Source organism: Microvirga sp. (assembly GCF_014699075.1).
GTDB lineage: Bacteria > Pseudomonadota > Alphaproteobacteria > Rhizobiales > Beijerinckiaceae > Microvirga.
Genome location: NZ_JACXAB010000039.1, coordinates 26,143 through 37,485, shown reverse-complemented (window position 1 = coordinate 37,485; position 11,343 = coordinate 26,143). Strand labels below are relative to the sequence as shown.

At 60.8% G+C, this 11,343-nt stretch carries 8 protein-coding genes; 2 read left to right on the top strand and 6 right to left on the bottom strand.

Features of this window, described 5'->3' with window-relative positions; all coding sequences use genetic code 11:
• Positions 1-218 precede the first annotated feature (218 nt).
• Positions 219-2,117 carry a molecular chaperone HtpG gene (gene htpG / locus IC232_RS25680; RefSeq protein ID WP_190847800.1) on the bottom strand — a complete coding sequence of 633 codons (1,899 nt, stop codon included), beginning with the start codon at positions 2,115-2,117 and terminating at the stop codon, positions 219-221.
• A gap of 115 nt (positions 2,118-2,232) precedes the next feature.
• Positions 2,233-3,234 (bottom strand): 3'-5' exonuclease, encoded by a 1,002-nt coding sequence (locus IC232_RS25675; RefSeq protein WP_190847799.1) that lies wholly within the window; start codon positions 3,232-3,234, stop codon positions 2,233-2,235.
• Positions 3,235-3,505: 271 nt separating this feature from the next.
• Here IC232_RS25675 and IC232_RS25670 point away from each other — a divergent pair, with 271 nt between their 5' ends.
• Positions 3,506-4,984 (top strand): protein adenylyltransferase SelO, encoded by a 1,479-nt coding sequence (locus IC232_RS25670; protein WP_190847798.1) that lies wholly within the window; start codon positions 3,506-3,508, stop codon positions 4,982-4,984.
• Between the two features lie 173 nt (positions 4,985-5,157).
• On the opposite strand, the gene IC232_RS25665 is transcribed toward IC232_RS25670, so the two are convergent.
• Complete coding sequence (locus IC232_RS25665; protein WP_190847797.1) at positions 5,158-5,850, bottom strand: glutathione S-transferase family protein; 693 nt, start codon at positions 5,848-5,850, stop codon at positions 5,158-5,160.
• 96 nt (positions 5,851-5,946) lie between these two features.
• Complete coding sequence (locus tag IC232_RS25660; protein WP_190847796.1) at positions 5,947-6,255, bottom strand: putative quinol monooxygenase; 309 nt, start codon at positions 6,253-6,255, stop codon at positions 5,947-5,949.
• A 488-nt stretch (positions 6,256-6,743) separates the two neighbouring features.
• On the opposite strand from IC232_RS25660, the gene IC232_RS25655 reads away from it, so the two are divergent.
• Positions 6,744-7,061 carry a hypothetical protein gene (locus IC232_RS25655; protein ID WP_190847795.1) on the top strand — a complete coding sequence of 106 codons (318 nt, stop codon included), beginning with the start codon at positions 6,744-6,746 and terminating at the stop codon, positions 7,059-7,061.
• 515 nt (positions 7,062-7,576) lie between these two features.
• On the opposite strand, the gene IC232_RS25650 is transcribed toward IC232_RS25655, so the two are convergent.
• Together IC232_RS25650 and IC232_RS25645 are read right to left on the bottom strand one after the other, a co-directional pair.
• Complete coding sequence (locus IC232_RS25650) at positions 7,577-9,775, bottom strand: ATP-dependent RecD-like DNA helicase (protein WP_190847794.1); 2,199 nt, start codon at positions 9,773-9,775, stop codon at positions 7,577-7,579.
• A 448-nt stretch (positions 9,776-10,223) separates the two neighbouring features.
• Positions 10,224-11,321, bottom strand: a complete 1,098-nt coding sequence (locus IC232_RS25645) for a synaptic vesicle VAT-1 family membrane protein (RefSeq protein WP_246812405.1) — start codon at positions 11,319-11,321, stop codon at positions 10,224-10,226.
• Positions 11,322-11,343 lie beyond the last annotated feature (22 nt).

The window sequence follows — 11,343 nt, the reverse complement described above, 5'->3', positions numbered from 1 at the left end:
AGCTGGGCTCTTCACTTTTACGTATAGATGAGATGCGCCTTTGTTGTCTCAGGTGGCGGATCCCTGCCAGTGAGCCAGGGTACCGATCCTCCACGTTGGCATGATGACGTTCGATCACGACAACCGCTTCATGGCTGCCGAGTGGTACACACAGGTGGCACTAGTCGCAGCCAGGCGCGGCGACTGCAAACCACGCTCTCGCGTACAATCGTTTCAGTCTATCCATTCGAAATGCACCGCCGCATGACCCGTGCGAGCCGTTGCGAAAATGCTCTCGCGTCGGCCGGCAATTCCCCGTCCAGAATCCGGGCCTCGTCCAGCAGGAGATGGGCCGCGTCTTCACGAAGTGTCTGTTCGGCATCTCCGAGATCTGCTAGGGCGACAATGAGGTCATGGCGCGGGTTGATCTCTAGGATGGGTTTTGCTGCCGATCCCAGCTGTCCTGCTCGAGCCAGGAGCCGCTCCAGTTGGCGGTCCATGCCAGTCTCGGGTGCCACGAGGCAGGCGGCGCTTTCCGTCAGCCGCACGGAGGCGCGCACATCGGCCACGGCCTCGCCTAGGGTAGCCTTCACGGATTGGATGAAGCCCGTCACCGCCTCCGTTGCCGGCGCGCCCGCATTCTCCTGGGCCTCGGTCAGCGGGATCTGCGCCAGGTCGGCACCGCCCTGGGTTACTGACTTGAACGGCTTGCCCTCGTAATCGACGCCAGCCGTGACCCAGAAACTGTCGACCGGATCGGGCAGCAGCAGCACCTCGATGCCGCGGGCCCGGAAGCCTTCGAGCTGCGGCGAGGCCTCGAGCCGGGCGAGATCCGTACCCGTCACGTAGTAGATCGCCGTCTGGTTCTCCCTGAGGGAGCCGACATAATCCTTGAGCGAGCGCCACCCGCCACCGGACCCGGTGGTCTTGAACCGGCCCAGTCCCAGCAACGTCGAGCGCCGCTCGAAATCCTCGTAGAGCCCTTCCTTCAGCACCGGGCCGAAGGTCTCCCACACCTTGGTGTAGGTCTCCGCATCGTTCTGTGCGAGCTTCTCGAGTTCACTGAGCACGCGATTGGTCACACCCTTCTTGATGGCGGCCAGAAGCGGGCTCTCCTGGATCATCTCGCGCGAGACGTTGAGCGGCAGGTCAGCCGAGTCGACGAGCCCGCGCACGAAGCGCAGGTAGCGTGGCAGGAGCTCGGCTTCATCGGTGATGAAGACCCGCTTCACGTAAAGCTTCATCCGCCCGTGACGGTCGGGATCGAACAGGTCGAACGGCGTGGAGCCCGGCACGAAGGCAAGCGCCGTGTATTCGTGGCGGCCCTCGGCCCGGAAATGCACCGTCAGCGCCGGCTCGTCGAACTGGCCGGCCACGCTGCGGTAGAAGTCGGTGTAGTCCTCGGGCGTGATCCCGGAGCGCGGCTTCACCCACAGAGCAGCGCCGTCGGCGACCTCCTGCGGCTCCGCTCCGGGCTTCTCGACAAGGGAGATCGGCACCGGAACGTGGCCCGACTGCTCCTTCACGATGCGCTCGAGCCGGTACCGCTCCGTGTAGGAGGTGGCACCCTCCATCAGATGGAGGATCACTCGCGTGCCGCGGGCGGGCGCCTCATCGAGTGCTGCGGGCGCGACCGTATAGGAGCCTTGGCCGTCGGACGACCAGAGCGTCGCCTCCTCACTGCCAGCTCGGCGTGAGACGACGTCGACCCGGTCGGCCACCATGAAGGCGGAGTAGAAGCCGACGCCAAACTGCCCGATGAGCTGGGCTCCCTCGCCGCCCTGGGCGGCCTGGATCCGGTCCATGAAAGCCTTGGTGCCCGAGCGGGCAATGGTGCCGAGCGCCTCAATCATCTCGTCCCGGCTCATGCCGATGCCGTTGTCCTCCACCGTCAGGTGGCGGTTGTCGGCATCGATCAGCAGCGTGATCCGAGCCTTGGGGTCATCGCCGAGCAGGGCAGGGTTGGCGATCGCCTCGTAGCGCAGCTTCTCGCAGGCATCGGCCCCGTTCGAGATCAACTCGCGCAGAAAGACGTCCTTGTCGGAATAGACCGAGTGCACCATCAGGTGCAGCAGCTTGGCGACATCGGCCTCGAACGTGTGGCTCTCAGGGGCGGGAGTGGTGTCAGCAGTCGTCATGGCGTGAGATGAACCTTGTTGCTCCGGCGGGCGATGAGATGGCAGCGCACAACCAAGATTTCAAGGCTGAAAGTCTCGGGTGAGGGCAGCCGTGTTCGGATCTAGCAGGTGCCGCTTAGCGTGCCGACCGAAACCTCTCGAAGGCAGTAATCTTCTGGGTGTAAGGCTCGACCTCACGCCGGTAAACCTCGCGCCGAAGAAACGTGAGCTCCGCCTCGCCGGCCTCCTCATCAACCTCCACCCACCACGATTTTGGGCGTCCGTTGGTCCCGTCATTCCACCGATAGCCTCGCGCCTTCAGCACGTCCTTCATGTCGAACGGGGTGCTCTCCGCCCAGATGCGTAGGAGCGACTTCCGGGCCGAGGCCAGCAGGTGCTTGAAAGGGAGACCAGCCTCCGGCGGCAGGGGAGAAGCCAACACCTCAAGCAGGGCATGGCAGTCCTCCACTGCGCGGTGCCCCTGGTGGAACCAGCCACACTGCGTCAGGAGATAGCCCAGCTTCGATCCCTCGAAGCCGAACCCGCTCCAGGAGATCTCGGAATGAGAGCAGGCCCAGGCCTTGACCTGAAAGTCCTTGGACAGGCGCTCACAAAAGGGCCGATCAAAGCGAGCATTGTGCGCGATGATCAACTCCGCTGGCGCGATGAACTTCTCCACTGCCTCAAGATCAAGCAGTTGGCCGGCGACCATGTCAGGCGTGATCCCGGTCAGGCGGGTGATCTCAGGACTGATAGTTACGCTCGGCTCACGCAGCGCATTGAACGTTCCGATCACATCACTGATCCGGCCTTCATGATCATAGGTGAAGGCAATCATGCCGAGTTCGATGACCTCGTCCCTCGTATGATCGAGACCTGTGGTTTCGGTGTCGAGGATGACGGCGATCTTCTCATCCTGGCGAGCGGTGCGTGACGCGACGATGGGGCGTGGTGTCAATCGACGCAGAACGCGGTAGTCACCTGTGGCCTCCAGCATCCGGGCGGCGGTCTCAAGGTTAGGGGCTCTGAACGACTCGCTGCGATGCTTGGCTTTAATGACAATGTCACTGGCGGGACCCGTCTCGATCGGACCCGGCGGTGCGTCGTAGTCTAAGAAAAAGTCAGCTTGGCCCCGCATTCCCACACCTTCCGCCTGCCAACAGGACAGGCCCACGCGTGGGGCCCAGCGGGGCAGACTAGAGGGTGCGGGTCGCCAGATCGTTAATGCACAAGGTATCCGGGAGGGAGCAGAACCGTGGAGCGGGTAGTCTGCTCCCATGCGTGTGGGCAGATCAGTTATACAAGATTGCAATGGGAGTGCCTTGAACCCAGTCTGGATTGACAGTCTGACTCTTGTTTTCTGAAGCGCCTCATACGATTTCACGTGGTCCTAATGGTGAGCCTGGACCATGACAATTCATTTTCCCTTCGATAACACCTACGCGCGCCTGCCTGATCGGTTCTATGCGCGCATTGAACCCGAAGCCGTCATAGCTCCGAGGCTCATCCGGCTGAACCGGGACCTTGCGTTGCACCTCGGCCTCGACCCTGATCACCTCTCCAGCCCTGATGGAGTTGAGCTTTTGTCCGGCAACCGCGTTCCGGATGCGGCAGAGCCGATCGCCATGGCCTATGCCGGGCACCAGTTTGGGCAATTCGTGCCGCAGCTCGGCGATGGTCGTGCCATCCTCCTCGGTGAAGTGGTCGACCAAAATGGCATCCGTCGGGACATTCAGCTCAAAGGCTCAGGTCCGACACCCTTCTCGCGCCGCGGCGATGGGCGGGCGGCGCTGGGGCCTGTCCTGCGTGAGTATCTCCTCAGCGAGGCAATGGCCGCGCTTGGGCTGCCGACAACGCGTGCACTCGCCGCGGTGTTAACCGGGGAGATCGTTGTCCGGGAGACGCCACTTCCCGGTGCGGTTCTCACCCGGGTGGCGTCGAGCCATATTCGGGTCGGCACGTTCCAGTTCTTTGCAGCCCGGCAGGATACGGAAGGGCTACGCCTCCTTGCCGACTACGTCATCGGCCGACACTACCCGCACGCTGCCGAAAGCGACCATCCCTACCGCGCTTTCCTCGACCAGGTGATCGCCGCCCAGGCCGACCTCATTGCCCGTTGGCTGCACATCGGCTTCATCCATGGAGTCATGAACACCGACAACATGTCCATCGCCGGCGAGACGATCGATTATGGCCCGTGTGCCTTCATGGATGCCTACGATCCGGCGACAGTCTTCAGCTCCATCGACCGGCAGGGCCGCTATGCCTATGGCAACCAGCCGCGCATCGGCCTCTGGAATTTGACGCGACTTGCCGAGACGCTTCTGCCGCTTCTGTCTGAAGACGAGGAGAAGGCCGTGGCTGAAGCGAGCGAGGCGCTCGAAGCTTTCGCGGGCAAGTTCGAGGCGGCCTATCACGCGGGGCTCAAGCGCAAGCTCGGGCTGATGACGGAGCGAGAGGAAGATCTGACACTTGCCGGGGATCTCCTGAAGGCGATGGCTGAGAACCAGGCTGACTTCACCCTGACCTTCCGGCGGCTGAGCGATGCTGCCGCTGGTCTTGAGGGAGACGAGGCCGTCCGAAACCTCTTCATCAATCCACTTGCTTATGATGCTTGGGCCACCCGTTGGCGCGAGCGGTTGAGCCTTGAACCGCAAGGTGGTGTCAGGCGCCAAGCTGCCATGCGCGCGGTTAACCCAGCCTTTATCCCGCGCAATCATCGCGTGGAGGCGATGATACAAGCTGCGGTGGAGCAGGGCGACTTTGCTCCGTTCGAGGAGCTTCTGATGGTCCTCTCGCGTCCCTATGAGGACCAGCCAGCGTTCGCCCACTATTCCGAACCACCGGAACCACACCAGCGCGTCTATCGGACATTCTGCGGGACGTAACGCCAGACGGCCGCCTCAGTTGCTTCGCACCTGGGTTGTTCACCACATCTGGTGCTGCACTTCCAGCGTCCGACGAGGAACTCCCCTGGACCCCTATGTCTCTCCACGGCTCTTACCTCCGCCCAGCGGCCATTCTGCTGGCTCAACTGAGGAACGGCGGCACGCCTGAAATGTCAGCTAGCCGGGGCAGCCAAATGTCGGAACATATGTTGGCGTGCTTCATCGTCCATCTCAGCTTTGAAGCTGTGCCGCTCCTTCAGCGCGGCAGCCGTCTGAGCGGCCGGGCGAGCGCTGATCTCGTCAAAGAGACGCTTGAGGTTCGGGAAGTCGTCCCATGCGTTCTCGCCCAGGATGAAGGGCACCATGCGCGCCCATCCCCATAGGGCCATGTCAACGATGGTGTAGGTCTCTCGCACCATGTAGCGCTGCCCGGATAGATGGGCATCAATGACACCGTAGTGCCGCTTCGCTTCGTACAGATAACGATTGACGGCGTAATCCTTGGGCTCAGGGGCAAAGTGCTTGAAATGCACGGCTTGGCCTGAGAATGGGCCGACGCCCGTTGCAATGAACATCAGCCACGAGAGAAGCTCACCCCGCGCAATCGGTGTGCTGTCAGGCAGAAACTGCCCCGTCCTCTCCGCAAGATAGAGCAGGATCGCGTTCGAGTCGAAGACCCTTGCGCCGGTATCCTGATCGATGATCACAGGCACCTTGCCATTTGGATTGATGGCCAGAAAGTCCGGCTGGTGCTGCTCGCCTTTACGGGTATCCACGGGCTTGAGTTCATACGGGAGGTTCATCTCCTCCAGGCACAGCGCCACCTTCATCGGGTTGGGGGCAAGGTTGTAGTAGAATGTAATCAAAGGAGAGCTCCAGCAGCAGGGGCGATGTCGCATAGGTTCGGACGAGTCGCGTTGCGGTATGCCGTGCAATCGCAGCGCGACTCTTCAGGGAGGATTTTAGAGCGGCGAGAGGACGTGGATCACGCGGTCTTCAATCATGTCAGCCGTCCGCTCAGTATAGGCCTGCATGTGCGGGGCGGCTGCGTGCGCTTTGAGCGCTTCAGGGCTCGCCCATTTCTCGACCACGACAAAGGTGTCCGGCCCAAGTTCGGTTTGGGATGGTCCGAATGCCGGAAGATCGGCAACGGGAACGTACTCGATGCAACCCTCTTCGGCATGAACGGCCGGCATGTTCGCTTGGAACTCCCGGAGCACGGTTTCGCGCATACCGGGCTTTACAGTGATATAGGCCAGAACGTGCAGCATGTATGATCTCCTGATCGCCAATTGTTAGGCACAGCTCGGCGGCACTGCAAGCTCCTCATTCTGGATGCAAGACCTGTGACTCTCGCGTTAATTTCGGGGGTCGAGATGCATCAACCTGTCCTGAGGTCCAGGCGCCTTGGCCGCATCTCAAGAGGCTGATGGGAGATCGGGCCAATGCCGCCGAGGGGAGCCCAGTGGGGCCACCGAGCCTCGGGCCCCCAGCGCCACTGGGCGTGTGCGGTTAAGCCGATCTCCCTTCCCTGTTCCGGGATATTGATGCCAATTGGCAACTTATAAGCGGCGCTCTGGCCTGCCCAGTCTTCGGGCTGATACCGGATCTCCCGATTGCAATGGGGACAGCGCGACGCGAGAACTTTTCTGAAGCGCCATGGACTCTCTGCGAGATCAGGAAGAGCCGCCTGAGCCTTTGCATAGGCGTCTGCATAGCCGTGCATCGCTTGGACCACCTCAAGTTCAAGAGGTCTCCCATGTGGCGCCTCAGCCCTGTAGGCCAGGAGAACTCTTTTTCGGCAGGTGCGGTGCCAACATTTGTCCTCACGAAGAACAAGTGTGATGATCCCGTGCTGACCATTCCCATACCACTGAAGCTGCCCGGTGAGGGCACCGGTCACAAAATCAGAGATGCTGAGCGACAGGCCATCGACAAGCACATGCGCTCCCGGTTGGCCATCCTGATCCTTCCAGGTTGTGGTCTTGAAAGCCGGGAGATGTGGGTCAGGCCTAAGCCAATAATGATGCAGGGCCGCAGGCTCATGAGCGACCAGCCAGAGAGCGCGAACGCCTGAAGCCACATAACGCTCTTGCCGCTGGCGGTAGGCTTCCTCGCCCTGGAGCTGAACCTGAGCTTCAATGGCGACGGTCCAGGGTCTTCCAGGCCGGCGGCACAGGACATCGGCCCGCCAATCCTGACCATCGTGTGTCGTCCCAGATTGCTCCGGCAGGGCGTCCCAACCCGCGGCTCGGGCTCCAATCAGGCTTTGGGCTTTGATGTAAAGGTGGAGGTCGCTTTCCCTTGCTCCCTCGGGCACCCGCCCAGGAGAATGGGCGAAGAAGCGTGTTCCAAGACGCGATGTCTTGGGGATAGCCCGCCCTTTCCCATATGGCATCCACGCATCTCGATTTCGCGCTGATCGCAATTGCTCCCATTCATCATCAGTCATCAGTGGAGCAATAAGCGGCTCTCCTGCGTGGGTATATGCGAGCAGCGGCATGGTCTAACTTAGATTATCTCGAGATTCGCGTATGGTGTTGGAACCCCACACCTCGAACGCGTCATGACAAAGGAAGTTTGATCTGTCGATCAGTAGGCAGCTAACCATTCCCGCAGTTTCGTCCAGCGCCTCTTCATCTGCCCGCCTCTAACTGCAATCCCGACAGCTTTCTTCTGGCCCACCAGCACCACGAGCCGCTTGCCTCGTGTGACCCCCGTGTAGAGCAGATTGCGAGCCAGCATCGTGAAGTGCTGCGTTACGACTGGGATGATGACGGCGGGATATTCCGAGCCCTGCGACTTGTGAATGGTGGTAGCGTAAGCGGGGACGAGGGTGTCGAGTTCACCAAATGGGTAGGACACTTCTCGGCCATCAAAGGAGGCAATCAGCGCCCCTTCCTCATCATCGATCCTGACTACCGTGCCCAAGTCGCCGTTGAAGACCTCCCGGTCATAGTCGTTCTGGGTTTCCATCACCCGATCACCCGGCGAGAAGCGCCAGCCAAACCGCTCTACCTTGGACGACGGATTGGGATTAAGCACCTCTTGCAGCTGGATGTTGAGATTGCGAGCGCCCAGCAACCCTCGGTTCATCGGGCAGAGCACCTGGATGTCCTTCATCGGATCGAGCCCGAACCTACGCGGCATGCGCTCCTTGATCATCTGAATGATTTTCGGCACACCCTCCTCGGGATCGGCGATCTCGACGAAGTAGAAGTCAGTCTCCTCGCCGGCCTTTGGCACCTCGGGCATCTGACCCTTGTTGATCCGGTGAGCATTCACCACAATCCGGCTCTCGGCCGCCTGCCGGAAGACCTCGGTCAGACGGGCGACCGGGATGCGCTCCGAGGCGATAGTATCCGCCAGCACCTGCCCCGAGCCAACCGACGGCAACTGATCCACGTCGCCCACCAGCAGCAGACCCGCCTGAGTTGGGATGGCCTTGGTGAGGGCGTTCATCAGCGGCACATCGACCATGGAGGTCTCGTCCACCACCAGCAGATCGCAGTCGAGCGGGTTCTCCTCATTGCGTGAGAAGCCACCGTGTTTTGGATCAATCTCGAGGAGGCGGTGGATGGTCTTGGCTTCCAGACCGGTCTGCTCGGTCATGCGCTTAGCCGCGCGTCCTGTGGGTGCTGCCAACGCGACGCGAACGCCTTTGGCGACGAGCAGACGCAAGATCGTGTCGAGCAGGGTTGTCTTGCCGACACCAGGACCACCTGTAACCACAGTCATCTTGGAGCCGAGCACAAGCTTCAGAGCCTCGCGCTGCGAGGCAGCCAGGGTCTTGCCCGTGCGGCCTTCAACCCACGGAATGGCCTTGTCGAGGTCGATCTCGGGCCAGGGTGATGGACCAGACGCTCGCTCAACCAACCGGGCGGCAATCGCCTGCTCGGCCAAGTACAGCCCCTTGAGGAAGAGGCAGGTCTCATCCCCAATGGTGTCGGAGATGACGTCGCCTTTAGACAGCTCCTCGACGATGGCTGTACGAATCAGGGCCTCATCCACTTCGAGGAGTTGCTCGGCCAGCCGGGTGAGAGCATTGACCGGCAAAGAGCAATGCCCCTCGTCCGTCGCCGTCTGGAGCGCGAACGAGATACCAGCCCGGATGCGCTGAGGGGCAGTCTTTTCCATCCCGAGCTTGGCTGCGATGGCATCCGCTGTCTTGAAGCCGATGCCGCGCACATCCTTCGCCAATCGGTACGGGTCCTCGGTCATGACCTGAATGGCCTCAAAGCCGTAGGTCTTGAAGATGCGCACTGCCCGAGCGGTACCGACGCCGTGGGCGTGAAGGAAGATCATGATATCCCGCACCGCCTTCTGCTCGGCCCAACCCGCCACGATGCGGGAGGCCCGCATCGGGCCGATTCCAGGCACCTCGGTCAGGCGCTCAGGGGCGGCCTCGATGATCTCAAAGGTGTCTACGCCGAAGACAGCGACAATCCGCTTGGCCATGGCCGGTCCGATGCCGCGCATCTGGCCTGAGGCTAGGTACTTCTCGATGCCCTCAACACCAGTCGGCGGCGTGGTCTTGAGCACCTCGGCCTTGAACTGAAGCCCATGGGTGCGGTCGCTGATCCAAATGCCACTCGCGGTGATCCACTCCCCAGCAGAAATCGCAGGCGTATGGCCTACGACAGTCACAAGGTCACGCTTGCCCCGTGTATGGACCTTAAGGACAGCAAAGCCATTTTCGGCATTGTGGAAGGTGACGCGCTCCACCGATCCTGCGAGCGTCTCGAGAACCGGCCTCTGATCAACTTGTGAGGGGCGAATCATCTGGTTCATGGTGCCTGCCAGGGAACGCTCCTAGCCTCTCCGACTGTATCACTGGATGGCACCACTGACGAGGATGCTCTCCTTCTGTAGCTCCAGATGTTCTGGGTTTGTTTCAGGGCTTTTTTGCGGCGATTCGGATTAACTCGGCTCCCCCGGTGGCAATCTTCCGATTTGGTTGTCGTGCTGGCTATGCAAGCTCCAATCCCGAGCATTCAGAGGGTTCTGCCCGGTTTCCACAGCCGAAAAGAAAGATGGTTAACGATCGGGTAGCGAAGCGGTACTCAGGGGCTGGCTGCTGATTAGGAGGTGAGGATGGACAACGGGCCCGATGGTGGCAAACGACCTTCACCAGTGTCCGACATCGAACTCCTGCGCCGGATCGGGCAGGATCTCCGCTCCATTTACGCGGACGTGATCAGGCAGCCTCTGCCACAGCGCATTCAAGCAACTCTGGCCCTCATCGATCGGGAGCAGAGGCTTGGTCAACAGTTGCCTCGGACGCTGCCGCACTGACGAAGGGTGGTGCTGTTCGCAAGACCACCTTGCCCGTGGTTTCGCCCGACTCCAAGGCTTGATGAGCTTGAGCCACATCTGCCAGTGCAAAGGATCGGACTTTTGGTGCTTGTATGATCCCTGCCTCTAACCAGGTGGTAAGGTCGTTGACAGCGGCGTGCAGCAGGTCAGAGCGGGCAAAGAGAAATGATAGATTGAACGCTACCACACCTTTGTTCTCGCTTGTCATCGACAAAGGATTGAAGCGCGGCATCCTCAGCATCCCGAGGGTCGCTTTAAGGTAGTTGATGCGTCCACCCTGTTTGGGCAACAAAGTATGGAAGCCATAGACCAACAGCTTACCCGTGGGCTTCAGATGAGCGTAGCTCTGCGCCAGGGTTTCAGGGCCGTTCGCGTCAAAGACCAAGTCGTAGCCTTCAGGACATAGGCGCTTGGCCTCATCCCAGAGCGACTGAGTGGATTTGTCGATCACGGCGTCTGCGCCGAGTTGGCGCACATACTCGACCTTGTGACTTCTCCCCACCACACCAGTCACGTGCAGATTGTGCAACTTGCATAGTTGGACAAGCGCTGAGCCTACTCCGCCGCCAGCTGAATGCACGAGCACTCTCATGCCGGGCCGGATCACCACGTTCTGCAGCAAGCCATGATATGCGGTGAGGTGGACGGCCAAGAAACCAGCGGCGGCCTCAAAGTCCAGAGTCTGAGGCTTAGGCCACACCAGATCTGCCGAAGCACACACGTGCGTGGAGTAGCCGTTGAAGAGAGTGACACCAAAAACGGGATCGCCGGGCTTCACATGCTTGACCTCACGGCCAACGTCCTCCACCCAGCCTGAATATTCGAAGCCAGGGGTGATCGGCCAGCCCACGAACCGGCGCGCGGACTCGTACACGCCCCAACGAACACAGATGTCAGCATAGTTCACACCCACTGCCTCGGTCCGGATCAGGACGTCTGGATGGCCAGGTTTGGGCACGGGATGAGTTTCGAGCTTCAGCTGCTCGTAACCGCCGGCTTTGTGGATGACCACTTTATGCATGGATCCTGACGGCATCGCATTT

Coding starts and splice junctions, on each gene's coding strand:
- IC232_RS25670 (WP_190847798.1), top strand. CDS start 3,506: ATGACAATTCATTTTCCCTTCGATAACACCTACGCGCGCCTGCCTGAT.
- IC232_RS25645 (WP_246812405.1), bottom strand. CDS start 11,321: ATGCATAAAGTGGTCATCCACAAAGCCGGCGGTTACGAGCAGCTGAAG.
- IC232_RS25660 (WP_190847796.1), bottom strand. CDS start 6,255: ATGCTGCACGTTCTGGCCTATATCACTGTAAAGCCCGGTATGCGCGAA.
- IC232_RS25675 (WP_190847799.1), bottom strand. CDS start 3,234: ATGCGGGGCCAAGCTGACTTTTTCTTAGACTACGACGCACCGCCGGGT.
- IC232_RS25655 (WP_190847795.1), top strand. CDS start 6,744: ATGTGGCGCCTCAGCCCTGTAGGCCAGGAGAACTCTTTTTCGGCAGGT.
- htpG (WP_190847800.1), bottom strand. CDS start 2,117: ATGACGACTGCTGACACCACTCCCGCCCCTGAGAGCCACACGTTCGAG.
- IC232_RS25650 (WP_190847794.1), bottom strand. CDS start 9,775: ATGAACCAGATGATTCGCCCCTCACAAGTTGATCAGAGGCCGGTTCTC.